The sequence below is a fragment of the Streptomyces sp. TE5632 genome (genome assembly GCF_054061295.1).
Genome location: NZ_JBSSEA010000003.1, coordinates 3474502 through 3501081, shown reverse-complemented (window position 1 = coordinate 3501081; position 26580 = coordinate 3474502). Strand labels below are relative to the sequence as shown.

Below are 26580 nucleotides of genomic sequence, written 5' to 3'. Positions count from 1 at the left end.
CGGCCTCAACTCTACGGCAGGTGTGCGCCAGCTCACTCCGCTCGGTCGGCCCGACAGGTGGCACGACCGGCGCATCCGGCATCGAAGTACCCACCGTGGGCACCCGCATCCGCACCCGCGTGCGCCCACCGCGCCCCCTCCGGGCCCGCCCCGGGTCCGATCACCCGCCCTCGACGGGGCGCACATGCACGATGTCCCCCGCTCCCACCGGTTCCTGCACCCCGGCCTCCGTCGCCAGCACCAGCCGCCCGTCCCCGTCGACCGCGACCGCCTCGCCCACCAGGACCCTGTCCCCCGGCAGTTCGGCCCGCACCGTCCGCCCGAGCGTCGCGCATCCCGCGGCGTACGTCTCCTGCAGGCCGCTCACCGCCGGATCGCCGCCCGCAGCCCGCCAGCGCCCGTACCAGTCCTCCAGCGACCGCAGCACCCCGCGCAGCAGCGGGTCCCGGTCGGTGTTCACCGCGCCCGCCAGCACCAGCGACCCGGCGGTGGGCACCGGCAGCTCGTCGGCGCGCAGGCTGACGTTGATGCCGACGCCGATCACCACCCCGTCACCGGCCCGCTCCGCGAGGATGCCGGCCGCCTTGCGCTCCTCACCGCCGACGGTGACGAGCAGGTCGTTGGGCCACTTCAGGGCGGTGTCGACGCCCGCCGTCCGGGACAGTCCGGTCGCCACCGCGACGCCGGTGAGCAGCGGCAGCCAGCCCCAGCGGGCCACGGGCACCTCGGTGGGCCGGAGCAGTACGGAGAAGGAGAGCCCGGAACGGGCCGGGGCCGTCCAGTGCCGGTCCAGGCGGCCCCGCGCGGCGGTCTGCTCCTCGGCGACGAGTACGGTCCCCTCCTCCGCCTTCCCCTCTGCGGCACGGGCCACCAGGTCGGAGTTGGTGGAGCCGGTGCGCTGCACCACGTCGACCTGCCGCCACAGCCCACCGGCGCGCACCAGCCCTCTGCGCAGACCGGCGGCGTTCAGCGGGGGGCGGTCGAGGTCGGACCAGCGCTGCGACCGCTCCGGCCCCGGCGGACGCTGCCCGCCGGGCGTGCCTTCGTCATCAGGTGACTGAGTCATGCGGGCAACCCTAGGTTCGGCGGCCTCCCTCCCGCAGCGCGGGCGGCCCCGTCGTCCGCCGGCACGCGACCGCTGTCGCGGAATCGCGTTCTCCGGTATGTGAAGAGGCACGGCGTGTGGGATAGACCGCACTGCCGACCCCAGGGGCCCGCACTACGCTACGGATGAGTAACCGTCCCCCTTATGAGCAGGCAGGGAGCCGCATCCCGATGTCCGAGCCGGAAGAGCAGCAGCCTGACATTCGTACGACCGCGGGGAAGCTCGCGGACCTGCAGCGGCGCATCCACGAGGCCACGCACGCCGGCTCCCGACGCGCCGTGGAGAAACAGCACGCCAAGGGCAAGCTGACCGCCCGGGAACGGATCGCCCTGCTGCTGGACGAGGACTCCTTCGTGGAGCTGGACGAGTTCGCCCGGCACCGCTCCACCGGCTTCGGCCTGGAGGAAAACCGCCCCTACGGCGACGGCGTCATCACCGGCTACGGCACCGTCGACGGCCGCCCGGTGGCGGTCTTCTCCCAGGACTTCACCGTCTTCGGCGGCGCGCTGGGCGAGGTCTACGGACAGAAGATCGTCAAGGTGATGGACTTCGCGCTGAAGACCGGCTGCCCGGTCATCGGCATCAACGACTCCGGCGGCGCCCGCATCCAGGAGGGGGTGGCCGCGCTGGGCGCCTACGGCGAGATCTTCCGCCGCAACACCCACGCCTCCGGGGTGATCCCGCAGATCTCCCTGGTGCTGGGCCCGTGCGCGGGCGGCGCGGTCTACTCCCCGGCGATCACCGACTTCACCGTGATGGTGGACCAGACCAGCCACATGTTCATCACCGGCCCGGACGTGATCAAGACGGTCACCGGCGAGGACGTCGGCTTCGAGGAGCTGGGCGGGGCCCGCACCCACAACACCGCCTCCGGGGTGGCCCACCACCTGGCCGGCGACGAGAAGGACGCCCTCGACTACGTCAAGCAGCTGCTGTCCTACCTGCCGTCCAACAACCTCGCCGAGCCGCCCGCCTTCTTGGAGCAGGCCGACCTGACGCCCACCGCGCAGGACCGGGAGCTGGACGCGCTGGTGCCGGACTCGGCCAACCAGCCCTACGACATGCACACGGTGCTCGAGCACGTGCTGGACGACGGCGAGTTTTTGGAGACCCAGCCGCTGTTCGCGCCGAACATCCTCACCGGCTTCGGCCGGGTGGAGGGCCGGCCGGTGGGCGTGGTGGCCAACCAGCCGCTGCAGTTCGCCGGCTGCCTGGACATCGCCGCCAGCGAGAAGGCGGCCCGGTTCGTGCGCACCTGCGACGCCTTCAACGTCCCGGTGCTCACCTTCGTGGACGTGCCCGGCTTTTTGCCCGGGGTGGACCAGGAGCACGAGGGCATCATCCGCCGCGGCGCCAAGCTGATCTTCGCCTATGCGGAGGCCACGGTGCCGCTGATCACGGTGATCACCCGCAAGGCGTTCGGCGGCGCCTACGACGTGATGGGCTCCAAGCACCTGGGCGCCGATGTGAACCTGGCCTGGCCGACCGCGCAGATCGCGGTGATGGGCGCGCAGGGCGCGGTCAGCATCCTGCACCGGCGCACCCTGGCCGGGGCCCAGGACGCCGAGGCCGCCGAGGCGACCCGGGCCCGGCTGGTGCGGGAGTACGAGGCCGCGCTGCTCAATCCGTACACCGCCGCCGAGCGCGGCTACGTGGACGCGGTGATCATGCCGTCCGAGACCCGCCGGCACATCGTGCGCGGGCTGCGCCAGCTGCGCACCAAGCGGGCCGTGCTGCCGCCCAAGAAGCACGGCAACATCCCCCTTTGACCCCCCGCCCGCCGGAATCCTCAGGAGCCGTTGTGATCAAGGTCGTACGGGGCAACCCCACCCCGGAGGAACTCGCCGCCGCACTGGCGGTGGTCCGCGTCCGCGCCGCGGCGGCGTCCGCCACGCCGTCCGGCGCGGACGCCCCCCGCGACTCCTGGTCCGACCCGTCCCGCATCGCCGCCCGCCACCTGCCCCAGCCGGGGCCGACGGCCTGGTCACGGACGTACTGGCCGGGCGGATAGGGCTGTCCGACGCGCCGACCGGCGGTGACCGCCCGGGAAGTTGAGTACGCGTACTCAGGCACCCCGGGGGTCGTCGCCGGAGCATGGAGAGCATGCTGTGGTCCGACCCCGAGAACGAGCCGCCCAAGGAACTGCGCGACACGCAGGACATGTTGCGGCGGCTGGGCGTTCTCGTGGCGCTGGCCATGGTGCTCGCGATGCTCGTGATCGGTGTGAGGTGAGGCATCCGGCCCACGCCGATACGCTGACCGCATGACAGATCAGCCCCGCCGCCGGCTCGTGCTCGCCTCCCAGTCCCCCGCCCGGCTCGGGCTGCTCCGCCAGGCCGGACTCGACCCCGAGGTGCTCGTCAGCGGTGTCGACGAGGACGCCGTCACCGCACCCACCCCGGCCGAACTGGCACTCGCCCTCGCCGAGGCGAAGGCCTCCGTCGTCGCCGCGAAGCCCGAGGTCAAGGGCGCACTGGTGATCGGCTGCGACTCGGTGCTCGAACTGGACGGCCGGGCCCTCGGCAAGCCCCGGGACGCCGAGGAGGCCACCGCCCGCTGGAAGGCGATGCGGGGCCGTGCGGGCATCCTCCAGACCGGCCACTGCGTCTACGACACCCTCGCCGAGGGCAGTCGGTACGCCTCCGCCACCGCGTCCACCGTGGTCCGTTTCGGCGAACCCACGGACGAGGAGATCGCCGCCTACGTCGCGTCCGGCGAACCGCTCCGGGTCGCGGGGGCGTTCACCCTGGACGGCCGCTCGGCCCCGTTCATCGAGGGCATCGACGGCGACCACGGGAACGTCATCGGCATCAGTCTGCCGCTGGTGCGGCGCCTGCTGGCCGAGCTGGGCGTCGGCATCACGGAGCTGTGGGCGCCGCCGGAGGCGTGACCGGGGTCCCGCCGGCACCGCCGGGCGCGGGGTCGGCGGGTACGGGGGCGTCCGGGCGGTCGTGCGTCATCAGCAGCAGGACGATGAGGCCCAGCACCACCACCATGTACAGGAAGGCGTGCGGGCCGACCAGGCCCCACCCGAACGCGCCGAGCAACGCGTGCACCACGGCGGCGCTGATCAGCAGTACCCTGCCCGGTCCGGCGGGTGCGCGGTCGCGCAGGGCGGCCAGCAGCGCGACGAGGCCGCACAGCGCGAAGTAGAGCCCGAAGACGATGCCGCCGGCCTTCGAGGACACCGACATCATGTGCGGGTCGAGGCCGGCCAACGACATGTGCTGCCGGTCGACGACGACCCCGAGGAACCAGTTCACCGCTCCGATGCCGAGCGCCTCGACGAAGAGCACGAGTGCCACGATCCACGCCACCGGTCTGCGGACCACCGGCCCCCACCCACTTTCGAGCACGACTGCGGTTACCCCGAGTACGTTCGAGACGGCGCGAACGTTACTGACAAGTAAAGCCGGGGACAAGGGTCCCGCGAAGGGCAGAGAACCATTGGGCCATTCGTAGGGACTCGACAAAAAAACGTAGTGGGCCGCAGCACGCTCTCACAGAGACCTTGACCACATGAGCGGGCTAGGGTTTCCCGAAGGAGTCTTGCGTACCAAGGTGCGACATGGGATTTCGCGGGTCGAGCGAGCCTCGGATCACGCTCCGTGTGGGCAAGCTCACCCATGGGGACGGGTCGTAGTGCCGTGTCCGCAGTCCCTAAACTCGGCTTGTTTCAAGGAGGGAGCCTCAATCGTGCGCAAGGTGCTCATCGCCAACCGTGGCGAAATCGCTGTCCGCGTGGCCCGGGCCTGCCAGGACGCCGGCATCGCCAGCGTCGCCGTCTACGCCGACCCGGACCGGGACGCCCCGCACGTCCGCGCCGCGGACGAGGCGTTCGCCCTGGGCGGTGACACCCCGGCCACCAGCTACCTGGACATCGACAAGGTCCTCAAGGCCGCCCACGAGTCCGGCGCGGACGCCATCCACCCCGGCTACGGCTTCCTCTCGGAGAACGCCGACTTCGCCCAGGCGGTCCTGGACGCCGGGCTGACCTGGATCGGCCCGCCCCCGCAGGCCATCCGCGACCTGGGCGACAAGGTCGCCGCCCGGCACATCGCCCAGCGCGCCGGCGCCCCGCTGGTGGCCGGCACCCCCGACCCGGTCACCGGCGCCGGGGAGGTGCTCGCCTTCGCCCGGCAGCACGGCCTGCCGATCGCCATCAAGGCCGCCTTCGGCGGCGGCGGCCGCGGCCTGAAGGTCGCCCGCACCCTGGAGGAGATCCCCGAGCTGTACGAGTCCGCGGTGCGCGAGGCCACCGCCGCCTTCGGCCGCGGCGAGTGCTTCGTCGAGCGCTACCTGGACAAGCCCCGGCACGTGGAGACCCAGTGCCTGGCCGACGCGCACGGCCACGTGGTGGTCGTCTCCACCCGGGACTGCTCGCTGCAGCGCCGCCACCAGAAACTGGTCGAGGAGGCCCCCGCCCCGTTCCTGTCCGAGGAGCAGACCGCCCAGCTGTACGCCTCCTCCAAGGCCATCCTGAGGGAGGCCGGCTACGTCGGCGCCGGCACCGTGGAGTTTTTGGTCGGCTCCGACGGCACCATCTCCTTCCTGGAGGTCAACACCCGGCTGCAGGTCGAGCACCCGGTCACCGAGGAGGTGGCCGGCCTGGACCTGGTGCGCGAGATGTTCCGCATCGCCGACGGCGAACCGCTGGGCTACGACGACCCGGTGCTGCGCGGGCACTCCTTCGAGTTCCGCATCAACGGCGAGGACCCCGGCCGCAACTTCCTGCCCGCCCCCGGCACCGTCACCGCCTTCGCCCCGCCCGCCGGCCCCGGGGTGCGGCTGGACGCCGGGGTGGAGTCCGGCAGCGTGATCGGCCCGGCCTGGGACTCGCTGCTGGCCAAGCTGATCGTCACCGGCCGCACCCGCGCCGAGGCGCTGCAGCGCGCCGCCCGCGCGCTGGCCGAGTTCCGGGTGGAGGGCATGGCCACCGCCCTGCCGTTCCACCGCGCGGTGGTCGCCGATCCGGCGTTCGCCCCCGAGGTGCACGGCCAGGACGGCCCGTTCACCGTGCACACCCGCTGGATCGAGACCGAGTTCGTCAACCAGATCCCCCCGTTCGCGGCCGCTGCGGACGCCGAGGCGGACGCCGAGGCGGACCGGGAGACGGTGGTGGTGGAGGTGGGCGGCAAGCGCCTGGAGGTGTCGCTGCCCGCCTCGCTGGGCATGTCGCTGGCCCGCACCGGGCTGGCGGCCGGCGCCCGGCCCAAGCGCCGGGCGGCGAAGCGGTCCGGGCCGGTGGCCTCCGGCGACACGCTGGCCTCGCCGATGCAGGGCACCATCGTCAAGGTCGCGGTGGAGGAGGGCCAGCAGGTCGCCGAGGGCGACCTGGTGGTGGTGCTGGAGGCGATGAAGATGGAGCAGCCGCTGAACGCCCACCGCTCGGGCACCGTCAAGGCACTGGCCGCGGAGGTGGGCGCGTCCATCACCTCCGGCGCGGTCATCTGCGAGATCAAGGACTGACCCGTACAACATTGGCCCGCGGCACGCCTTGGGGCGGCCGGCGGATCCGCCAGGTCCGCCGGGCGCCCCGCGCCGGCGTGCCGACTGGTGACGCGCCCGCGGGCCACCGCGTACGGACGGGCGGCCGTGCGCTCACCGCCCGCGCAGGTCCGCGACGCGTGCCCGCTCCGCGCTCTGCGCCGGTTCGGCCGCTCCCAGGGCCACCGCCGGACGCAGCCCCGGACCCTGCCGACGCGGCCCCGGCAGCGGCATGTCCCGGCGCTGCTGCTGACGTGCCGGGGCCGTGTCACCCCCCGAGCCCGCGGCACCTCCCGGCGCCCCGGCCACGGCGATCTGAACGCCCTGGTCGGCGAGCGCCTGCAACTCGGTGCCGGCGCGGTCGTCGTGCGCGGGCGGCTCGTCCGTCACCAGGCGGGTGATGACGTCCGTGGGCACGGTCTGGAACATGGTGTCCATGCCGAGCTTGCTGTGGTCGGCGAGGACCACCACCTCCGCGGCGGCCTGCACCAGCGCCCGGTCGACGGAGGCCGACAGCATGTTGGACGTGGACAGCCCCCGCTCGGCGGTCAGCCCGCTCCCGGAGAGGAACGCCCTGGACACCCGCAGCCCCTGGAGGGACTGCTCGGCTCCGCTGCCGACGAGGGCGTAGTTCGAACCGCGGAGCGTACCGCCGGTCATCACGACCTCGACCCGGTTGGCGTGCGCCAACGCCTGGGCCACGAGCAGGGAGTTGGTGACGACGGTCAGACCGGGCACCCGGGCCAGCCGGCGGGCCAGCTCCTGCGTGGTGGTGCCCGCACCGACCACGATGGCCTCGCCCTCCTCCACGAAGCCGGCGGCGAGGTCGGCGATGGCGGTCTTCTCGGCGGTCGCGAGATGTGACTTCTGCGGGAAGCCGGACTCCCGCGTGAACCCGCCCGGCAGTACCGCACCGCCGTGCCGGCGGTCGAGGAGTCCTTCTGCCTCCAGCGCGCGCACGTCCCGCCGTACGGTCACTTCGGAGGTCTGGACGACGCGGGCGAGCTCACGGAGCGACACGGCCCCGTTCGCTCGCACCATTTCGAGGATCAATTGGCGACGTTCTGCAGCGAACACGAAACTGACAGTAACGCCAGCGACCGTCTGCTTTCAGCACTTTGCGCTGAATAGCAGAAGTTGTTCGCACACCCGACCGCCGAGTGGTATAAGACCTAGTCGCCTCGCCCACACCGAACACCCATCCGGCAACTCCCCGTGACCGGCGGGGAGTTGGTTTCAGCCGTCAGGCCTCCAGGCCGCCGGACTGTCGGGTCCTCAGGCTGTCGGGCCGTCAGGACTCTCCCGTCATCTTGCGCGTGTGCAGCTGCCGTGCCACCTCGGCGATCGACCCCGACAGCGAGGGGTACACCGTGAAGGCGTTCGCGATCTGCTCGACCGTCAGATTGTTGTCGACCGCGAGCGAGATGGGGTGGATGAGCTCCGAGGCGCGGGGCGCCACGACGACACCGCCCACCACGATCTCGGTGCCCGGCCGGCAGAAGATCTTGACGAAGCCGTCGCGGATGCCCTGCATCTTCGCGCGGGGGTTGCGCAGCAGCGGCAGCTTCACGACCCGCGCGTCGATCTTCCCGGAGTCGACCTCGGCCTGGCTGTAGCCGACCGTGGCGATCTCGGGGTCGGTGAAGACGTTCGACGAGACGGTCTTCAGGTTCAGCGGAGCCACCGCGTCACCCAGGAAGTGGTACATGGCGATCCGCCCCTGCATCGCCGCCACCGACGCCAGCGCGAAGACGCCGGTGACGTCGCCGGCCGCGTACACGCCCGGAGCGGTGGTCCGGGACACCCTGTCGGTCCAGATGTGCCCCGACTCGCGCAGCCTGACCCCGGCCTCCTCGAGCCCCATGCCCGCGGAGTTCGGGATGGCGCCGACGGCCATCAGGCAGTGCGACCCGGTGATGACCCGCCCGTCGGCGAGGGTCACCTCCACCCGGTCCTCGACCCGCTTGGCGGACTGCGCGCGCGAACGCGCCATGACGTTCATGCCGCGCCGGCGGAAGACGTCCTCCAGCACCGCGGCGGCGTCCGGGTCCTCACCCGGCAGCACCCGGTCGCGCGACGACACGAGCGTCACCTTCGACCCCAGCGCCTGGTAGGCACCGGCGAACTCGGCACCGGTCACACCGGAACCGACCACGATGAGCTCCTCGGGGAGCTCGTTCAGGTCGTACACCTGTGTCCAGTTGAGGATGCGCTCGCCGTCGGGCCGCGCGTCGGGCAGCTCGCGGGGGTGACCGCCGGTGGCGATGAGCACCGCGTCGGCGGTCAGCGTCTCCTCGGACCCGTCGGCGGCCCGGACCACGACCTTGCGCGACCCGTCCAGGGCCTGCATGCCCTCGAGCCGCCCCCGCCCGCGCAGCACCCGCGCGCCGGCCCGCGTCACGGACGCGGCGATGTCGTGCGACTGGGCCAGGGCCAGCCGCTTCACCCGGCGGTTCACCTTCCCCAGGTCCACGCCCACGACCCGGGCGGCCTGCTCCACGTGCGGGGTGTCGTCGGCCACGATGATGCCGAGTTCCTCGTAGGAGGAGTCGAAGGTGGTCATCACCTCGGCCGTGGCGATCAGGGTCTTCGAGGGCACGCAGTCGGTGAGCACCGACGCCCCGCCCAGACCGTCGGAGTCGACGACGGTCACCTCCGCGCCGAGCTGCGCGGCGACCAGCGCCGCTTCGTATCCGCCGGGTCCGCCACCGATGATCACGATCCGAGTCACATGCTCCATTGTCCCGCACACTTCACCGTGCGACCGTCCGGGGGCCATCCCCGTGGCCCCCCTGTTACCGGAGGGGCCCGCGGTGCGGCTGCCGTACGCTCTCCCATATGTCGCTCTACGCCGCGTACGCCGGCAACCTCGACGCGCGGCTGATGTCCCGCCGCGCCCCGCATTCGCCGCTGCGTGCCACCGGCTGGCTGAACGGGTGGCGGCTGACCTTCGGGGGCGAGAACCTGGGCGTGCACTGGCCGAGCGGGCCCACCGACCCGGCCGAGCCCACCGACCCGGTCGCGGGAGGCGGCGCGCTCGCGACGATCGTCGAGGACCACTTCGCCCAGGTCTTCGTCGCGCTGTACGACATCGCCCCCATGGACGAGGAGTCCCTGGACCACTGGGAGGGCACGGGCCTGGACATCTACCGGCGCACCCGCGTCCGCGTCCACACCCTGGACGGCGAGGAACCCGCCTGGACCTACGTCCTGAACGCCTACGAGGGCGGCCTCCCCTCGGCCCGTTACCTCGGCGAGGTCGCCGACGCGGCGGAATCCGCGGGCGCCCCCCACGACTACGTGATGGAACTGCGCAAACGCCCCTGCTGAACCCGCGCCCCGGGCCGGGCCGCCGAGATCTGCCCGCCCGAGCCGGCAAGGCCTCCTCGGAAACGACAAGACAACGATCGCGGGCCCGTGAGCTGTGACATCTACGCGCGTAGGCGAAGACCGGCTACCCTCATCCGCGTGAACGCTTCTCTTCTTCCGGACGACATCCAGGGCGACCCCCACGCCGCCGCCGACGCCGCAGCCGCGCGCCTGCGCGAGCTCACGGGCGCCGAGACCCACGACGTCGCCCTCGTGATGGGCTCCGGCTGGGCACCGGCCGTGGACGCCCTCGGCTCACCCGACGCCGAGTTCCAGGTCACCGAGCTGCCCGGCTTCCCGCCGCCGGCGGTCGAGGGGCACGGAGGCAAGATCCGCTCGTACCGCCTCGGTGCCAAGCGGGTCCTGGTCTTCCTGGGCCGCACCCACTACTACGAGGGCCGCGGCGTGGCCTCCGTCGCCCACGGCGTGCGCACCGCCGTCGCCGCCGGCGCCAAGACGATCGTCCTGACCAACGGCTGCGGCGGCCTGCGCGAGGGCATGCGCCCCGGCCAGCCGGTCCTGATCAGCGACCACATCAACCTCACGGCCACCTCCCCCATCGTCGGCGCCAACTTCGTCGACCTCACCGACCTCTACTCCCCCCGGCTGCGCGCCCTCTGCAAGGAGATCGACGCCACCCTGGAGGAGGGCGTCTACGCCCAGTTCCCCGGCCCGCACTACGAGACCCCGGCGGAGATCCGCATGGCACGGGTGATCGGGGCGGACCTGGTGGGCATGTCGACGGTGCTCGAGGCCATCGCCGCGCGGGAGGCGGGCGCGGAGGTGCTCGGCATCTCCCTGGTCACCAACCTCGCCGCCGGCATGACCGGTGAACCGCTCAACCACGAGGAGGTCCTCCAGGCGGGCCGGGACTCCGCCTCCCGCATGGGCACCCTCCTGACCCAGGTACTGGGCCGCCTGTAGGAACGGGGTACTCACCGTCGTACGGCGAGAAGCACGACCGGGCGGCGGGCGTGCGCCCGTCGCGCACGGCGGGAAGGGGACGGGGCGGGGGTGTCCGCCCGCAGCGGCCGGCGCGTCGACGGACCGCACTCTCCCCGTCACCGGATTCCGCACCGGACCGAGGACGGACACCCCCGACGCGGCCCCGACCCACCCACCGGCCGCAGGCGCGACGCGCGCCCCCACCGGACCGCAGCCGCGCCGCGGGCCCACGACGCGCACCCGCCCCACCACCACACACAGACGCACACCGATCGACGGACGACGGACGAGAGGCTGACCGACGTGCAAGACGACCTCATCGCACGGGCCAGGGCATGGCTGGCCGAGGACCCCGACGCGGACACCCGTGAGGAACTCGCCCGCCTCATCGACGCCGGGGTCCACACCGAACTCGCCGCCCGCTTCAGCGGCACCCTCCAGTTCGGCACCGCCGGTCTCCGCGGCGAACTGGGCGCCGGCCCGATGCGCATGAACCGCGCCGTCGTCATCCGCGCCGCCGCCGGCCTCGCCGCGTACCTCAAGAAGCAGGGGACCCCCCACGGGGACGACACAGCCGGCCTCGTCGTGATCGGCTACGACGCCCGGCACAAGTCGGCGGACTTCGCCCGCGACACCGCCGCCGTGATGACCGGCGCCGGTCTCCGGGCGGCCGTCCTCCCCCGCCCCCTCCCCACCCCGGTGCTCGCCTTCGCCATCCGGCACCTCGGCGCGGTCGCCGGGGTCGAGGTCACCGCCAGCCACAACCCGCCCCGCGACAACGGCTACAAGGTGTACCTCGGCGACGGGTCCCAGATCGTCCCGCCCGCCGACGCGGAGATCGCCGCCGAGATCGCGGCCGTCGGGTCCCTGGACGACGTGCCCCGTCCCACCACCGGCTGGCAGACCCTCGACGACTCCGTCCTGGACGCCTACCTCGCCCGCACGGACGCGGTCCTGGCCGAGGGCTCCCCCCGCACCGCCCGCACGGTCTACACCGCGATGCACGGCGTCGGCAAGGACGTCCTGCTCGCCGCGTTCGCCCGGGCCGGCTTCCCGGAGCCGGTCCTGGTCGCCGAGCAGGCCGAGCCCGACCCGGACTTCCCCACCGTCGCGTTCCCCAACCCGGAGGAGCCCGGCGCGATGGACCTGGCCTTCGCGAAGGCCCGCGAGGCCGAGCCCGACCTGGTCATCGCCAACGACCCGGACGCCGACCGCTGCGCCGCGGCCGTCAAGGACGCCGGCGGGGAGGGCACCGGCGACGGGGACTGGCGCATGCTGCGCGGTGACGAGGTCGGCGCCCTGCTCGCCGCCCACCTGGTCCGGCGCGGCGCGACCGGCACGTTCGCCGAGTCGATCGTGTCGTCGATCCTCCTCGCCCGTATCGCCGAGCAGGCGGGGCTGCCGCACGAGGAGACCCTGACCGGCTTCAAGTGGATCGCCCGGGTCGAGGGCCTGCGCTACGGCTACGAGGAGGCGCTGGGCTACTGCGTCGACCCGGAGGGCGTACGCGACAAGGACGGCATCACGGCCGCGCTGCTCCTCGCCGAGCTGGCCTCCGAGCTGAAGGCGGAGGGCCGTACCCTCCTGGACCTCCTCGACGACCTCGCCGTGACCCACGGCCTGCACGCCACCGACCAGTTGTCGGCCCGCGTCGAGGACCTGTCGCTCATCGCGGACGCCATGCGCCGCCTGCGCGAGAACCCCCCGACCGCGCTGGCCGGCCTGACCGTCACCCGGGCCGAGGACCTGACCCGCGGCACGGACACCCTCCCGCCCACCGACGGCCTGCGCTACACCCTTCAGGGTGCCCGCGTCGTCGTCCGCCCGAGCGGGACGGAGCCGAAGTTGAAGTGCTACCTGGAGGTCGTCGTCCCGGTCACCGCCCGGGCCGACCTGCCCGCGGCCCGCGCCAGGGCGGTCGCCCTGCTGACCGCGCTCAAGCAGGACCTGAAGGCTGCGGCCGGTATCTGAGCGATCGAACACCGGAGGGGGCCGCGGTCGGCGGTCCTGCGGACCGCGGCCCCCTCCGGTCGTTGCTCCCGGGCTCAGGCGACGGCCAGCAGGACCGTCAGCAGGATCACCCCGGCGAGCGTCGGGGCCAGGATCTCGTAGGACCAGCGCACGCTCACCTCGCCCTGCGCGCTCCCCGCGGCCTGCCGGGCCTCGTGCAGCTCGCGCAGTTCGTCCATCGCCCGGTCGCTCGGCGCCCGCTCCGGTCCTTCCGGTCCGCCCGGCGCGGACGCGGCGCCCCCGCGCCGGGGCGCGCCGCCCGCCCTCGGGACCTGCCCCGCGGTGCGGACGTCGACGCCCTGCGCCCGCTCGCCCGCGGCCCGCATCTCCCGCCGCGCGGCCCGCTTGCGGGCCCGCAGGGACACGGGCAGGGCCCACAGCTGGTACTTGGTGCCGGAGTCGGAGACGACCTCGTTGGTGTAGCTGGCGCGCAGCGCGGCGACCCGGCCCCAGGGCAGCACGATCGTGCGGAAGGGATTGCGGACGCGCAGCCGGTCGTCGTCGGCGTACACGGCGGGCAGCAGGGTGTAGGCGACCACCGGGGGCACGATCGCCAGCAGCGTGGCGAGCGCCAGCCACGGGGCCCGGCCCTCGCCGGTGACCACGGCGTCGACGCAGAGCCAGCCGACGATCGCCAGCAGCAGCACGCCACCGGCGATGCCCGAGGTCGACCGGTACACCCGGTCCTTGGCCTCGAAGCCCTCGGGCCCGTGCCCGCCCCTGGGCTCCGGGTCGGACGGCTGCTGCGCTGGGGTGTTCATGCCCCCGATTCTGCCCGACGGGTCCGCACGCGCCGGCGGGTGGTGGGCGGGGCCTGAAACGGGTGGGAGGGCTGTACAGCCGCTACGCGCGTAGATATGCTCGGCTGGTGACCATGTCCTCCACTGCACCACACGCTCTCGGTGACGTCACCGCGTCCGACGGCACGCTGCGCCGCTTCCTGCACGGGCTGCCCGGTGTCGACGCGGTCGGCCTGGAGGCGCGTGCCGCCTCTCTCGGCACCCGCTCGATCAAGACGACCGCGAAGGCGTACGCCATCGACCTCGCCATCTCGATGGTCGACCTGACGACGCTGGAAGGCGCGGACACCCCGGGCAAGGTCCGGGCACTCGGCGCGAAGGCGGTCCGCCCCGACCCGACCGACCGCACGGCCCCCGCCACGGCCGCGGTCTGCGTCTACCCCGACATGGTGGCCACGGCGAAGGAGGCCGTCGCCGGCTCCGCGGTCAAGGTGGCCTCCGTCGCGACCGCCTTCCCGGCCGGTCGCGCCCCGCTCGCGGTCAAGCTGGCCGACGTCCGGGAGGCCGTCGCCGCCGGCGCCGACGAGATCGACATGGTCATCGACCGCGGCGCGTTCCTCGCGGGGAACTACCTGAAGGTGTACGACGAGATCACCGCCGTGAAGGAGGCCTGCGGGGCGAGCGCCCGGCTGAAGGTCATCTTCGAGACGGGCGAGCTGTCGACGTACGACAACATCCGCCGGGCGAGCTGGCTCGGCATGCTGGCCGGCGCGGACTTCATCAAGACCTCGACCGGCAAGGTCGCGGTGAACGCCACGCCCGCGAACACCCTCCTGATGCTGGAGGCGGTCCGCGACTTCCGTACGCAGACCGGTGTCCAGGTCGGGGTGAAGCCGGCCGGCGGCATCCGCACCAGCAAGGACGCGATCAAGTTCCTCGTCCTGGTCAACGAGACCGTCGGCGAGGACTGGCTGGACAACCACTGGTTCCGCTTCGGCGCCTCCTCCTTGCTGAACGACCTGCTGATGCAGCGCCAGAAGCTGGCCACCGGCCGCTACTCCGGCCCCGACTACGTGACGGTGGACTGATCACCATGGCACCTGTTTTCGACTACGCGCCGGCGCCCGAGTCCCGCTCGGTCGTCGACATCGCCTCCTCGTACGGCCTGTTCATCGACGGCGAGTTCACCGAGGCGGCCGACGGCAAGGTCTTCAAGACCGTCTCCCCCTCCACCGAGGAGGTCCTCTCCGAGGTCGCCGAGGCCGGTGAGGCGGACGTCGACCGCGCCGTGAAGGCCGCCCGCAAGGCCTTCGAGAAGTGGTCGGCGCTCCCGGGCTCCGAGCGCGCGAAGTACCTCTTCCGCATCGCCCGGATCATCCAGGAACGCAGCCGCGAACTCGCCGTCCTCGAAACCCTCGACAACGGCAAGCCGATCAGGGAGACCCGCGGACGCGGACATCCCCCTGGTCGCCGCGTACTTCTTCTACTACGCGGGCTGGGCGGACAAGCTCGGCCACGCAGGCTACGGCGCCAACCCGCGCCCTCTGGGCGTCGCGGGCCAGGTCATCCCCTGGAACTTCCCCCTCCTCATGCTGGCGTGGAAGATCGCCCCGGCGCTGGCGACCGGCAACACGGTCGTCCTGAAGCCCGCCGAGACGACCCCTCTCTCGGCGCTCTTCTTCGCGGACATCTGCCGCCAGGCGGGTCTCCCCAAGGGCGTCGTCAACATCCTCACCGGCGACGGCCGCGCCGGAGCCGCGCTGGTCGCCCACCCGGACGTCGACAAGGTCGCCTTCACGGGCTCCACCGCCGTCGGCAAGCAGATCGCGCGCACGGTCGCGGGCACCCGCAAGAAGCTCACCCTCGAACTGGGCGGCAAGGGCGCCAACATCGTCTTCGACGACGCCCCCATCGACCAGGCCGTAGAGGGCATCGTCAACGGCATCTTCTTCAACCAGGGCCAGGTCTGCTGCGCGGGCAGCCGCCTGCTCGTCCAGGAGTCCATCCACGACGAGCTGCTGGACTCCCTCAAGCGCAGGCTCACCACGCTGCGCCTCGGCGATCCGCTGGACAAGAACACCGACATCGGCGCGATCAACTCCGCGCAGCAGCTCGAACGCATCACCTCGCTCGTCGAGCAGGGCGAGGCGGAGGGCGCCGAGCGCTGGTCGGCGGCCTGCGAACTCCCGGAGAACGGCTACTGGTTCGCGCCGACGCTGTTCACGGGCGTCACCCAGGCGCACACCGTCGCCCGCGACGAGATCTTCGGCCCGGTGCTGTCGGTGCTCACCTTCCGCACCCCGGACGAGGCCGTCGCCAAGGCCAACAACACGCCGTACGGCCTGTCGGCGGGCATCTGGACGGAGAAGGGCTCCCGCATCCTGGCGGTGGCGAACAAGCTCCGCGCGGGTGTCGTCTGGTCCAACACGTTCAACAAGTTCGACCCGACCTCGCCGTTCGGCGGTTACAAGGAGTCGGGCTTCGGCCGCGAGGGCGGCCGCCACGGCCTGGAGGCGTACCTCGATGTCTGACGCACGACTTTCCGTACTGAAGACCTACAAGCTGTACGTCGGCGGGAAGTTCCCGCGTTCGGAGAGCGGCCGGGTGTACGAGGTGACCGACTCCAAGGGCAACTGGCTGGCCAACGCCCCCCTCTCCTCCCGCAAGGACGCCCGTGACGCCGTGGTCGCCGCGCGCAAGGCGTTCGGCGGCTGGTCCGGCGCGACGGCGTACAACCGCGGCCAGATCCTCTACCGCGTCGCGGAGATGCTGGAGGGCCGCAGGGACCAGTACGTCCGCGAGGTGGCGGCCGCCGAGGGCCTGTCGAAGTCGAAGGCCGCCGACCAGGTGGACGCGGCGGTCGACCGCTGGGTCTGGTACGCGGGCTGGACCGACAAGATCGCCCAGGTGATCGGCGGCGGAAACCCGGTCGCGGGCCCGTACTTCAACCTGTCCTCCCCCGAGCCGACCGGTGTGGTCGCCGTCCTGGCACCCCAGGAGTCGTCCTTCCTGGGCCTGGTCTCGGTGGTCGCCCCGGTGATCGCCACCGGCAACACGGCGGTCGTGATCGCGAGCGAGCGGTTCCCGCTGCCCGCCCTCTCCCTGGGCGAGGTGCTGGCCACCTCCGACCTGCCCGGCGGTGTCGTCAACGTCCTCTCCGGCCGTACGGCGGAGATCGCCGCGCCGCTGGCCGCGCACCAGGACGTCAACGCGATCGACCTGGCGGGCGCCGACGAGGCGCTGGCGAAGGAACTGGAGATCGCGGCGGCGGACAACCTCAAGCGCGTCCTGCGCCCACAGCCTGTGGACGACTGGTCGGCGACCCCGGGCACGGACCGCATGACGGCCTTCCTGGAGACCAAGACGGTCTGGCACCCGACGGGCTCCCTGGGCGCCTCGGGCTCCGCCTACTGACCGAACACCCCTCCGCACCCCGGAGAGCCGCGCCCCTCCACCCGGGGGGCGCGGCTCTCCGCCGTCGTCCTGCCGCCGGGTCAGTCGCCGAGCACCCCCGCCGCCGGGCCGGCCACCGGGACGCCGTCGACCGACGGGGCCTGGGTGACCGGGCCGGTCACCGTGCGCGAGTCCACCGGCTTGAAGTCGGCGACCTGGGTACGGACGCCGTTGTCGAGGGGGTCGACGCCGGTTCCGGCGAGCGGGTTGGGCTTGAGGCCGGCGACCGGACCGACGGCATGCCCTGCCGCGCCGGTCAGGTCCAGCGGGGAGCCGGAGTCAGCCGCTGCCGCCGTCGCGCCCACCCCCAGGACCGCTCCCGCGGCCGCGAGCATGACCAGGGCGCGCCGGACGGCCGGCTTCTTGGGTGCGTCGTGTCGGGCCATTACTGATGCCACCTTCCGCTTCTCTCGGTAATCGGACCGACGCGCAGCGTAATTGAAGTGTGACGCGTGCTTCAAAGCCGGTCCGCACGGTCGTGGAGCACCCGTTCCATGCCTCAGACTGGTGTCCCGTGAGTTCCCAGTCGCCCATGTCCGCGCGAGTCGTGCTGCTCTGCGGCCCCTCCGGCTCCGGCAAGTCCCTCCTCGCGGCCCGCTCCGGCCTTCCGGTGCTGCGCCTCGACGACTTCTACAAGGAGGGCGACGACCCGACGCTGCCCCTGGTGGCGGGCAGCTCCGACATCGACTGGGACCACCCCGGCTCGTGGGACGCGGACGCCGCCGTCGCCGCCATCGACCGACTGTGCCGCACGGGTCGCACAGCCGTGCCCGTGTACGACCTCTCCCTCAGCGCCCGGACCGGTGCGGACACGGTCGACATCGGCGGCGCTCCGCTGTTCATCGCGGAGGGCATCTTCGCCGCGGAGATCGTCACGCGCTGCGGCGAACTGGGCCTCCTGGCCGACGCGCTGTGCCTGAGCCGCGGCCCGATGAAGACCTTCCGCCGCCGCTTCCTGCGGGACCTCAGGGAGGGGCGCAAGTCCGTACCCTTCCTGCTGCGGCGCGGCTGGCGGCTGATGCGGCTGGAGCGGACGATCGTCGCCCGCCAGACCTCGCTCGGCGCGTACGCCTGCGACCGCGACGAGGCCCTGAGCCGCCTGGCGGCGGCGGGGGTCGGCGGCAACAGGCAGGCCGGGGCGGACACGCGCACCGAGGACTCCGGCACGGACTCGGGCGCGAGGTCGACCGCGCGGTCGGCGTAGCCGGGGCGAACCCGGGACGTACGCACTGAAGGGGCGGGACTGGAAGGACCCCCCGGCCCTCCAGTCCCGCCCCTTCGTGCTCCCCCGTTGCCCCCGGTTCCCCCCTGAGATCCCCCGATCCCCTCGGTTCCCCGTTTTCCCCTTCCCCCGGTTCCCCCCGTTCCCCCGGTTCCCCCCGTTCCCCCGTACCTTCAGGCGACCAGTTCGCCGAAGGCGTCCTCCCGGTCACGGCCGAAGCTGAGGACCTCGTCCTCGCGCAGCCGGCGGAGCGACCGCCAGATGCTGGACTTCACCGTGCCGACACTGATGCCGAGGATGTCCGCGATCTCCGGGTCCGTGCGGCCCTCGTAGTAGCGCAGGACCAGCATGGTGCGCTGGAGTTCGGGCAGCCGGGCCAGCGCCTGCCACAGGACCGCGCGCAGCTCGGTGCCGCGCATCGCGTCCGTGTCGCCGACCGTCTCCGGCAGCTCCTCGGTCGGGTACTCGTTCAGCTTGCGGCGGCGCCACGCGCTGATGTGCAGGTTGGTCATGGTGCGGCGGAGGTATCCGCCGACCGCGGCCTTGTCGCTGATCCGGTCCCACGCCCGGTAGGTCGAGAACAGCGCGCTCTGCAGCAGGTCCTCGGCCTCGAAGCGGTCACCGGTCAGGTGGTAGGCGGTCGCGTACAGGGAGGCGCGTCGCTCCTGGACGTAGGTGGTGAACTCCACCTCCGACAGCGAACGGCGCTCCCCCTCTGCCTCCCTGCACCCGCTTCCCCCGTGTGTTTCCCCCGTGTTGGTTTCCCCCGTGGGCGCGTCAATCACCGTCATGTAGGCGGTGTGACGCCCGGCACCGCGAGCGCACCCCCGTTTGCCCAGGGCACCGGACTTCTCACCGGCTCGGTGCACGTCGTGCAGACGCGTGACAACCGCGCTGGAGCTGGTGCCGTGCAGCGTGTTCATCTCGCGCCCCCCGTCTTGGACTTCCGGTGTCTTCATGTGCTGTTGTGCTGGTGACGAAAATCCTGCCCGGGCGACTTCATGGCCGTGTCCGCCGACTGTCACAGAGCTGTCACAGGGGCCGCCACGCCGGGCTCCGGTCGTCGACCACGGCGCCCTGACGGATCTCGGCGCACGTGGCCGTCCATGTGCGGGTCGCACGGACTTCTGCCCCCACGGGTCGAACCGGAAGCCCTCCATGGGACAGAATGAGCCCGTGCCTTCCCTGTTGCTGATCGAGGACGACGACGCCATCCGCACGGCCCTGGAGCTCTCACTCACGCGCCAGGGCCACCGCGTGGCGACCGCTGCCAGCGGTGAGGACGGACTGAAGCTGCTGCGCGAGCAACGGCCCGATCTGATCGTGCTGGACGTGATGCTGCCCGGCATCGACGGATTCGAGGTGTGCCGGCGCATCCGGCGCACCGACCAGTTGCCGATCATCCTGCTGACCGCGCGCAACGACGACATCGACGTGGTGGTCGGCCTGGAGTCCGGTGCCGACGACTACGTGGTCAAACCCGTGCAGGGCAGGGTGCTGGACGCCCGGATCCGGGCGGTGCTGCGTCGCGGGGAGCGGGAGTCCAACGACGCGGCGACCTTCGGCAGCCTGGTCATCGACCGCTCGGCGATGACCGTGACGAAGAACGGCGAGGACCTCCAGCTGACCCCGACCGAGCTGCGGCTGCTGCTCGAACTGAGCCGACGGCCCGGCCAGGCGCTGTCCCGGCAGCAGTTGCTGCGGCTGGTGTGGGAGCACGACTACCTGGGCGACTCGCGTCTGGTGGACGCCTGTGTCCAGCGGCTGCGCGCCAAGGTCGAGGACGTGCCGTCGTCCCCGACCTTGATCCGTACCGTGCGCGGTGTCGGCTACCGACTGGACCCGCCTCATTGAACCCTCCCCCGGCCGCAGCAGAGGGATTCCTGGCTCGAGCGGCTCGCTCGCTCAGCAAGCGGACGAGTCCGACGCTCTCAGCACCAGCCGGGACGGAACCTGCCCGGTTGCCCGTCAGGACAGAAGTTGCGCGTACTTGGCTCTCGCAACGCACACGGGTCACCCCACCCGACCATGTGGGCGGTTTTTCGCCTTTGGGGCGAAAGCCTGTTCCTTGCCCTGCTCCGCAGGAGCCCGATTCCTTCCCTGGCTGCCGCCGGGAGCGTCCCCGGAGGTTTCCGTGACACAGAAGCACCACGTGCCACAGGAGCGCCAGAAGGGGTCCCGCGGCTGGTCCGCGGCGCGCAAGGGGGTCTGGTCGCGGCTGCGCTTCACCAGTCTGCGGCTTCGGCTGGTGGTCGTGTTCGGGCTGGTCGCGCTCACCGCCGCGGTGTCCGCGTCGGGCATCGCGTACTGGCTCAACCGCGAGGCGGTGCTCACCCGCACCCAGGACGCGGTGCTGGGCGACTTCGAGCAGGAGATGCAGAACCGGGCGGGAGCGCTGCCGGAGCACCCGACACAGGAGGAACTCCAGCACACCGCGGGCCTGATGGCCAACAGCAGTCAGCGGTTCTCGGTGCTGCTGATCGCCGAGAACCCGCAGGGCCGCACGGTGTACGGCAGTTCGGGCGGGCTGAGCGGCTTCTCCACCCAGGACGTGCCGACCGCACTGCGCAAGGCGGTGAACGAGCGGCAGAAGATCACCTCGACCAACAAGCATCCCTACCGTCTGTACTGGCAGCGGATCGTCCACGGTGGCACCCCCTATCTGGTGGCGGGCACCCGGACGATCGGCGGCGGGCCGACCGGCTACATGCTCAAGTCGCTGGAGCCCGAGGCCAAGGACCTCAACTCGCTGGCCTGGTCGCTGGGTATCGCCACCGGTCTCGCCCTGATCGGCTCCGCACTGCTGGCGCAGGCCGCGGCGACGACCGTGCTGAAGCCGGTGCAGCGGCTCGGGGTCGCCGCCCGGCGGCTCGGCGAGGGCAGACTGGACACCCGACTGAGGGTGTCGGGGACGGACGAACTGGCGGATCTGTCCCGGACGTTCAACAAGGCGGCCGAGGCGCTGGAGAAACGGGTGGCCGACATGGCCGCGCGGGACGAGGCGTCCCGCAGGTTCGTGGCGGACATGAGTCACGAACTGCGCACTCCGCTGACCGCGATCACGGCGGTGACGGAAGTCCTCGAGGAGGAGCTGGAGTTCGAGGGCGGTGGCATCGACCCGATGATCGAGCCCGCCGTACGGCTCGTGGTCAGTGAGACCCGGCGGCTGAACGACCTGGTCGAGAACCTGATGGAGGTCACCCGCTTCGACGCGGGCACCGCCCGTCTCGTCCTCGACGACGTCGACATCGCCGACCAGATCACCGCCTGCATCGACGCCCGTGCCTGGCTGGACGCGGTGGAGTTGGACGCGGAACGCGGCATCCACGCCCGGATCGACCCGCGTCGGCTGGACGTGATCCTGGCCAACCTCATAGGCAACGCGCTCAAGCACGGCGGCTCGCCGGTACGGGTGTCGGTGCGCGTGGACCGCGAGGACGGCGGCGACGGCGCGGCTCCTGTGAGCGGTGAGGCCGGTGGGGGCGGTTCGGAGGGCGGGGAGCGCAAGGACGGCGGGGCCCGCGAGGACGGCACCGGGGAAGACACCGGGACGGGTGCCGAGGACGGAGACACCGTGGTCGGGGACACCATGGCCGGAGGCGCTGTGGTCATCGAGGTGCGGGACCAGGGGCCGGGCATCCCCGAGGACGTCCTGCCGCATGTCTTCGACCGCTTCTACAAGGCCAGTGCCTCCCGGCCGCGTTCCGAGGGCAGCGGTCTGGGCCTGTCCATCGCGCTGGAGAACGCCCACGCCCACGGCGGCGAGATCACCGCGGCCAACTCCCCCGAGGGCGGAGCGGTGTTCACGCTGCGGCTGCCGCGGGACGTCTCCGCCCTGACCGAGCGGGACGACGGACCCGCCGAGCACACCGACAACGCAGGCAACGCAGGCAACGCCCGGCAGGACAAGGGCGGCGCCGGTCCCCGCCGGTCGAGCGCCGAAGGGGACGCCCGATGAACATACGCCGGACGACTCCGCGCTCGACGGGCATACGCGGCATACGCGGTGTACGAGGCACACGACGACTGCCGGGGCTGCTGGCCGTCACCGCGCTCGGTGTCCTGCTCTCCGGGTGCGGGATCCGGGCCACCGAGGTGCCGACCGACTTCGGTCCGGCGCCCTCCCGGGTGCGCTGCTCGCAGGCCGAGGCGGACGGGGCGGCGCAGCCCGCGCGGGGCTTGCCGGTGCGGGTGTTCCTGCTCTGCGGCTCGTCACTGATGGCCGTCGACCGGACGGTACGGGTGCCGGAGGGCGCGGCGGACTCCGGGCAGCGGCGCGCCCTGGTGGCGCAGGGCCTGCTGGACCAGCTCTCGGCGCCGCCGACGCCCGCCGAGAAGGAGGCCGGGTACACGACGAACGTGCGGGGCGGGATGACCGTGAGCGGTCCGCGGTCCGGCGACCCGGAGGACGCGCTGCGCCTGAGCACCGCGCCGGGGAGCCTGACGTCCTACGCGCTCGCGCAGATCGTCTGCACCTTCTCCGACTCGGCGGCGGCCGAGGGAGACGGCTCGGTGGTCCTGGGCGGCCAGGACGACGGGCCGCCGCGCCGCTACCGGTGCACGGACGAGGTCCGGGCCCGTCCGGGCGGCACGGAACCCCCGTCCACGGCGGTCACCGAGGGGTGACCCCGGAAGGCAGGCGCCGCGGACCGAGGCCGGCGGGGCTGTGGCGCAGGCCTCACCCGGCGAACGGGGCACTTGCCGGAACCGATCCCGCCGGGCGTCGCGTCTAGGGTTTCGTGCAGCGTCAAGGCCCCGTCGGCGGCACCGCCGCGTCCCGTGTCCGTGTGACAGGAGGTCTCCTCCTGGCCGCGTACCTCGTGTTCGTCGCCTGGTGCACGCTGCGCCCCCTGAACGTCCCCTGGGTGATGCCCGCCAACCTGCGGCTCTTCGACGGCATCCGGGCCGACTTCGCGCTGGGCTGGGGTGCCGGGGCCCGCCGGGTCGGTGAAGGGCTCGCTCTGCTCGCTCCGCTGGGTGTGCTGCTGCCTATGGCGGGGGGCAGGCTGACCGTCTCGCCACTGGGTTCGCTGGTCCGCACCATGGCCGCGGCGGCACTGCTGTCGCTGGGTATCGAGATGCTGCAGACCGCGGTGCCCGGCAGGGTCGTGGACGTCGACGCGCTGTTGCTGAACACGGTGGGCGCGGCGCTCGCGCATGTCGCCGTGGTACCGGCGGGCCGTGCCTGGCTGCGCCGCCGGACCGTACGCCGGGCCGGCGCCGGAACGTTCCGGGAGGAGCCGGCTCAGGGTCGGACCCCGACGATTCCCAGGGTCGGGATCGCCCCATGGAGTGATGCTTTGCCCCCTTCGTCTCCGTAGTGTGGAGAGCGGTAGAACAACCGACGGAAGCCGACACGGCGCCGTGGGTCACCGCACCGCACACCACCGAGGAGTCCACGATGTCCCGCCTCGTCCGCCCCACCAACAACCGTGTGATCGGCGGCGTGTGCGCCGCGCTGGCCCAGCGCTTCGGCACCTCCGCGACCACGATGCGCGTGATCTTCCTGGCCTCGTGCCTGCTCCCCGGGCCGCAGTTCCTGGTCTACATAGCGCTGTGGATCCTGCTCCCGTCGGAGGACAAGGTGCGGACGGCCTGGTGAGTCCGTGTGCCGTTCCGCGCGAACGCCGATGGGGCGCGCCCCGGACTCGGGGTGCGCCCCATCGGCAGGGGGCCGCGCGGGTGGGCCGGGGTGAGTGGGTCAGCCGAGCGGGACCCCGTTGACGGCGACGCCCTTCGTGGGCAGCCCCTTCGCCGGCAGGCCCCCGAGCAGACCACCGACCTGCTCCTGAGGGCCCTCGGAGGTCAGCTGCTCGGCGACCGGCCGCGTGGTCGTCATGCCCGTGCCGACCACGTCCTGTCCCGTCTGCAGGGCCCGGTCCGCGCCCGGCGCCACACGGGAGACGTCCTCCGCCGGAAGGCTCTGAGCGACGGTGTCCAGCGCGGCACCGGCGTTCGGGACGGCCGGGGCTGCCGGGGCCGCGCTTGCGGCACCCGCACCGACGGCGGCGAAGGCGGCACCGAGAACGGCGACACCGAGGGTCTTGGCAGCAGACTGCTTCATGAAATGCGTCCTCGAAACGGAATGGGGGGAACGAGCGGTCCTCGACCGTAAACACCCGGCACCACCCGCCGCAAACCTCGAAATGCGGACGATCGGTGAAGGCCGCCCGCCCTCCCGGAATCCGCGAACGCCCCGGTCAGCCGTCTTCAGCCGCAGAACCGCTGGTGGAGGCGGTCTGCCGAAACAGCCATTCGGATTTCAGCTCGGCATATCCGGGCTTGATGACGTCATTGATCATGGCCAGCCGTTCATCGAAAGGAATGAACGCCGACTTCATCGCATTGACGGAAAACCATTGCATGTCGTCGAGCGTGTAGCCGAATGCCTCGACCAGGTGCTCGAATTCCTGGCTCATGCTGGTGTGCGACATCAGGCGGTTGTCGGTGTTCACCGTGGCCCGGAAGTGCAGCCGGCGCAGCAGGCCGATGGGGTGCTCGGCGTACGAGGCCGCCGCCCCGGTCTGCAGGTTGGAGCTGGGGCACAGCTCCAGCGGGATGCGCTTGTCCCGGACGTAGGAGGCGAGCCGGCCGAGTTCGACCGAGCCGTCGTCGTGGACCTGGATGTCGTCGATGATGCGCACCCCGTGTCCGAGCCGGTCGGCACCGCACCACTGGAGGGCCTGCCAGATGGACGGCAGCCCGAAGGCCTCGCCGGCGTGGATGGTGAAGTGGTTGTTCTCCCGCTTGAGGTACTCGAAGGCGTCGAGGTGCCGGGTGGGCGGGTAACCGGCCTCGGCGCCCGCGATGTCGAAGCCGACGACGCCCAGGTCCCGGTAGCGGTTGGCCAGTTCGGCGATCTCCAGGGACCGCGCGGCGTGCCGCATCGCGGTGAGCAGCGCGCCGACGCGGATGCGGTTCCCGTTCTCCCGCGCCCGCCGTTCCCCTTGCCGGAAGCCCTCGTTGACCGCCTCGACGACTTCTTCGAGGGTCAGCCCGCCTTCGAGGTGCTGCTCGGGGGCGTAGCGCACCTCGGCGTAGACGACACCGTCCGCGGCGAGGTCCTCGGCACACTCGGCGGCGACCCGCACCAGGGCGTCGCGGGTCTGCATGACCCCGACGGTGTGCGAGAACGTCTCCAGGTACCGCTCCAGGGAACCGGAGTCGGCGGCCTCCCGGAACCAGAGGCCGAGCTTGTCGGGGTCGCTCTGGGGGAGCCCGGAGTAGCCGGCCTCGCGGGCCAGGTCGACGACCGTGCCGGGGCGCAGTCCGCCGTCGAGGTGATCGTGCAGCAGAACCTTGGGCGCCCGGCGGATCTGGTCCGGGGTCGGGGTGTTCGCAGTGGTCTGGCTCGTCATTGCCGCACTCTAGCGCCTACGCGCGTAGATCACCGGTGTGCGAATCCGCCGATACGTAACGGTGACCGCACGCGAGGGTGGCGTACACCGGGGCTTCTGACACTCTGCTGCCATGGCACAGCAAGCGACGCCGGTGCGCACGGCCCGGCTGGGGAGGGCGCTCGGCCCGAAGCCGAAAGCGGTGGGCGGCGCGGTGCTGCTGCTCCCCGGCGGCGATCCGGTCTCCAGCCGCAGACCGTCCCCCGTGGTGGCGGCCGCCTCCGTACGCGCCCTGGGACACCGTCTCGGCCGCGCGGGCCGGGCCGAAGGGCTCGCCACCCATGTCGTCCACTACCGCTACCGGGGCTGGAACGGCAGTGAGGCGCATCTCGCGCGTGACGCCACCTGGGCCGTGGACGAGATCGTGCGGCGCTACGGGGATGTTCCCGTGTGCCTGGCCGGTCTCGGCATGGGCGGCCGGGCGGCGCTGCGGGCGGGCGGTCACGAGGCCGTCAGCTCCGTACTGGCGCTGGCTCCCTGGCTGCCCGAGGAGGATGTGGCCGCGGCCCCCGAACCGGTGAAGCAGCTGGCCGGGCGGCAGGTGCTGATCGTGCACGGCACGCGTGACGCGCGGGCCGACCCGGAACTGTCCTTCCGGCTGGCGGCGCGGGTCAAGAAGGCGAACCGGAACGTGTGCCGCTTCGAAGTGCACGCCGACGGACACGGGTTGAACCAGTACCGGGACGAAGTGCTGGCGCTGTGCGAGGACTTCATGATGGGGACGCTGTTCGGGCGGGCGTTCTCCCGTCCGGTGCAGGATGCCCTGGCGGCACCCCCGCCCCTGGGGCTGAGGATGCCGCTGGCCTCGGGGTTCGGCGCGTCGTTACGCCGGTAGGCGGGGGCGGTCGGCGG

At 72.2% G+C, this 26580-nt stretch carries 26 protein-coding genes and 1 pseudogene; 18 read left to right on the top strand and 9 right to left on the bottom strand.

What is annotated here, in order from left to right; all coding sequences use genetic code 11:
* Nucleotides 1–160: 160 nt before the first annotated feature.
* Nucleotides 161–1066, bottom strand: coding sequence for a biotin--[acetyl-CoA-carboxylase] ligase (locus ACVW19_RS21290; protein ID WP_457460902.1), 906 nt, complete (start codon nt 1064–1066; stop codon nt 161–163).
* Between the two features lie 209 nt (nt 1067–1275).
* On the opposite strand from ACVW19_RS21290, the gene ACVW19_RS21285 reads away from it, so the two are divergent.
* From ACVW19_RS21285 to ACVW19_RS21270, 4 genes are all read left to right on the top strand, one after another.
* On the top strand, nt 1276–2874 hold the full coding sequence (locus ACVW19_RS21285; protein WP_457460901.1) for an acyl-CoA carboxylase subunit beta: 1599 nt from the start codon (nt 1276–1278) through the stop codon (nt 2872–2874).
* A gap of 32 nt (nt 2875–2906) precedes the next feature.
* Nucleotides 2907–3116 (top strand): acyl-CoA carboxylase subunit epsilon, encoded by a 210-nt coding sequence (locus ACVW19_RS21280; protein WP_363045439.1) that lies wholly within the window; start codon nt 2907–2909, stop codon nt 3114–3116.
* A gap of 92 nt (nt 3117–3208) precedes the next feature.
* Nucleotides 3209–3337 carry a morphogenic membrane protein MmpB gene (gene mmpB, locus ACVW19_RS21275; RefSeq protein WP_279334254.1) on the top strand — a complete coding sequence of 43 codons (129 nt, stop codon included), beginning with the start codon at nt 3209–3211 and terminating at the stop codon, nt 3335–3337.
* Between the two features lie 31 nt (nt 3338–3368).
* Complete coding sequence (locus ACVW19_RS21270) at nt 3369–3995, top strand: Maf family protein (protein WP_457460900.1); 627 nt, start codon at nt 3369–3371, stop codon at nt 3993–3995.
* Here ACVW19_RS21270 and ACVW19_RS21265 read toward each other — a convergent pair.
* A complete protein-coding gene (locus tag ACVW19_RS21265; RefSeq protein WP_457460899.1) occupies nt 3964–4461 on the bottom strand; it encodes a hypothetical protein in 498 nt (165 codons plus the stop codon). The two genes, ACVW19_RS21270 and ACVW19_RS21265, sit on opposite strands and share 32 nt — an antisense overlap.
* A gap of 340 nt (nt 4462–4801) precedes the next feature.
* Between ACVW19_RS21265 and ACVW19_RS21260 the strand changes: the two genes are divergently transcribed.
* Nucleotides 4802–6574, top strand: coding sequence for an acetyl/propionyl/methylcrotonyl-CoA carboxylase subunit alpha (locus tag ACVW19_RS21260; protein ID WP_457460898.1), 1773 nt, complete (start codon nt 4802–4804; stop codon nt 6572–6574).
* Between the two features lie 132 nt (nt 6575–6706).
* On the opposite strand, the gene ACVW19_RS21255 is transcribed toward ACVW19_RS21260, so the two are convergent.
* A complete protein-coding gene (locus ACVW19_RS21255) occupies nt 6707–7669 on the bottom strand; it encodes a DeoR/GlpR family DNA-binding transcription regulator (RefSeq protein ID WP_457460897.1) in 963 nt (320 codons plus the stop codon).
* 214 nt (nt 7670–7883) lie between these two features.
* Nucleotides 7884–9371: an NAD(P)H-quinone dehydrogenase gene (locus ACVW19_RS21250; protein WP_457460896.1), complete on the bottom strand. Its 1488-nt coding sequence runs from the start codon at nt 9369–9371 to the stop codon at nt 7884–7886.
* Nucleotides 9372–9430: 59 nt separating this feature from the next.
* Between ACVW19_RS21250 and ACVW19_RS21245 the strand changes: the two genes are divergently transcribed.
* From ACVW19_RS21245 to ACVW19_RS21235, 3 genes are all read left to right on the top strand, one after another.
* Nucleotides 9431–9922: a gamma-glutamylcyclotransferase gene (locus ACVW19_RS21245; RefSeq protein ID WP_457460895.1), complete on the top strand. Its 492-nt coding sequence runs from the start codon at nt 9431–9433 to the stop codon at nt 9920–9922.
* Between the two features lie 138 nt (nt 9923–10060).
* Complete coding sequence (locus tag ACVW19_RS21240) at nt 10061–10885, top strand: purine-nucleoside phosphorylase (protein ID WP_457460894.1); 825 nt, start codon at nt 10061–10063, stop codon at nt 10883–10885.
* Between the two features lie 324 nt (nt 10886–11209).
* The gene (locus ACVW19_RS21235) at nt 11210–12877 is read left to right on the top strand and encodes a phospho-sugar mutase (protein ID WP_457460893.1); all 1668 of its coding nucleotides are present in this window, start codon (nt 11210–11212) and stop codon (nt 12875–12877) included.
* 74 nt (nt 12878–12951) lie between these two features.
* On the opposite strand, the gene ACVW19_RS21230 is transcribed toward ACVW19_RS21235, so the two are convergent.
* Nucleotides 12952–13677, bottom strand: a complete 726-nt coding sequence (locus ACVW19_RS21230; RefSeq protein ID WP_457460892.1) for a PH domain-containing protein — start codon at nt 13675–13677, stop codon at nt 12952–12954.
* 113 nt (nt 13678–13790) lie between these two features.
* Here ACVW19_RS21230 and deoC point away from each other — a divergent pair, with 113 nt between their 5' ends.
* From deoC to ACVW19_RS21215, 3 genes and pseudogenes are all read left to right on the top strand, one after another.
* A complete protein-coding gene (deoC, locus tag ACVW19_RS21225; RefSeq protein ID WP_457464715.1) occupies nt 13791–14744 on the top strand; it encodes a deoxyribose-phosphate aldolase in 954 nt (317 codons plus the stop codon).
* A gap of 5 nt (nt 14745–14749) precedes the next feature.
* Nucleotides 14750–16187: pseudogene (locus ACVW19_RS21220) on the top strand (aldehyde dehydrogenase family protein).
* Complete coding sequence (locus ACVW19_RS21215) at nt 16180–17070, top strand: aldehyde dehydrogenase family protein (protein ID WP_457460891.1); 891 nt, start codon at nt 16180–16182, stop codon at nt 17068–17070. Before ACVW19_RS21220 ends, ACVW19_RS21215 begins: the two are co-directional and overlap by 8 nt.
* 80 nt (nt 17071–17150) lie before the next feature.
* Here ACVW19_RS21215 and ACVW19_RS21210 read toward each other — a convergent pair whose 3' ends face one another.
* Nucleotides 17151–17495 (bottom strand): hypothetical protein, encoded by a 345-nt coding sequence (locus ACVW19_RS21210; RefSeq protein WP_457460890.1) that lies wholly within the window; start codon nt 17493–17495, stop codon nt 17151–17153.
* 146 nt (nt 17496–17641) lie between these two features.
* On the opposite strand from ACVW19_RS21210, the gene ACVW19_RS21205 reads away from it, so the two are divergent.
* The gene (locus tag ACVW19_RS21205) at nt 17642–18313 is read left to right on the top strand and encodes a uridine kinase (RefSeq protein ID WP_457460889.1); all 672 of its coding nucleotides are present in this window, start codon (nt 17642–17644) and stop codon (nt 18311–18313) included.
* A gap of 191 nt (nt 18314–18504) precedes the next feature.
* Here ACVW19_RS21205 and ACVW19_RS21200 read toward each other — a convergent pair whose 3' ends face one another.
* Nucleotides 18505–19254, bottom strand: a complete 750-nt coding sequence (locus ACVW19_RS21200; protein WP_457460888.1) for a SigE family RNA polymerase sigma factor — start codon at nt 19252–19254, stop codon at nt 18505–18507.
* 253 nt (nt 19255–19507) lie between these two features.
* On the opposite strand from ACVW19_RS21200, the gene afsQ1 reads away from it, so the two are divergent.
* From afsQ1 to ACVW19_RS21175, 5 genes are all read left to right on the top strand, one after another.
* Nucleotides 19508–20185, top strand: coding sequence for a two-component system response regulator AfsQ1 (gene afsQ1 / locus ACVW19_RS21195; RefSeq protein ID WP_279334271.1), 678 nt, complete (start codon nt 19508–19510; stop codon nt 20183–20185).
* A 298-nt stretch (nt 20186–20483) separates the two neighbouring features.
* Nucleotides 20484–22289 (top strand): sensor histidine kinase, encoded by a 1806-nt coding sequence (locus tag ACVW19_RS21190; protein ID WP_457464713.1) that lies wholly within the window; start codon nt 20484–20486, stop codon nt 22287–22289.
* Nucleotides 22286–22957 carry a hypothetical protein gene (locus tag ACVW19_RS21185; protein ID WP_457460887.1) on the top strand — a complete coding sequence of 224 codons (672 nt, stop codon included), beginning with the start codon at nt 22286–22288 and terminating at the stop codon, nt 22955–22957. The genes ACVW19_RS21190 and ACVW19_RS21185 overlap by 4 nt, the downstream gene beginning before the upstream one ends.
* A 113-nt stretch (nt 22958–23070) precedes the next feature.
* The gene (locus ACVW19_RS21180; RefSeq protein WP_457460886.1) at nt 23071–23652 is read left to right on the top strand and encodes a VanZ family protein; all 582 of its coding nucleotides are present in this window, start codon (nt 23071–23073) and stop codon (nt 23650–23652) included.
* Between the two features lie 80 nt (nt 23653–23732).
* A complete protein-coding gene (locus tag ACVW19_RS21175; RefSeq protein ID WP_457460885.1) occupies nt 23733–23933 on the top strand; it encodes a PspC domain-containing protein in 201 nt (66 codons plus the stop codon).
* Between the two features lie 99 nt (nt 23934–24032).
* Here the strand turns inward: ACVW19_RS21175 and ACVW19_RS21170 are convergent, their stop codons facing one another.
* Entirely contained in the window at nt 24033–24395 is a 363-nt protein-coding gene (locus ACVW19_RS21170) for an ATP-binding protein (RefSeq protein WP_457460884.1), read from the bottom strand.
* 136 nt (nt 24396–24531) lie between these two features.
* Nucleotides 24532–25689, bottom strand: a complete 1158-nt coding sequence (locus ACVW19_RS21165) for an adenosine deaminase (protein WP_457460883.1) — start codon at nt 25687–25689, stop codon at nt 24532–24534.
* A 112-nt stretch (nt 25690–25801) separates the two neighbouring features.
* On the opposite strand from ACVW19_RS21165, the gene ACVW19_RS21160 reads away from it, so the two are divergent.
* The gene (locus ACVW19_RS21160; RefSeq protein ID WP_457460882.1) at nt 25802–26563 is read left to right on the top strand and encodes an alpha/beta hydrolase; all 762 of its coding nucleotides are present in this window, start codon (nt 25802–25804) and stop codon (nt 26561–26563) included.
* The last annotated feature ends 17 nt before the right edge of the window (nt 26564–26580 follow it).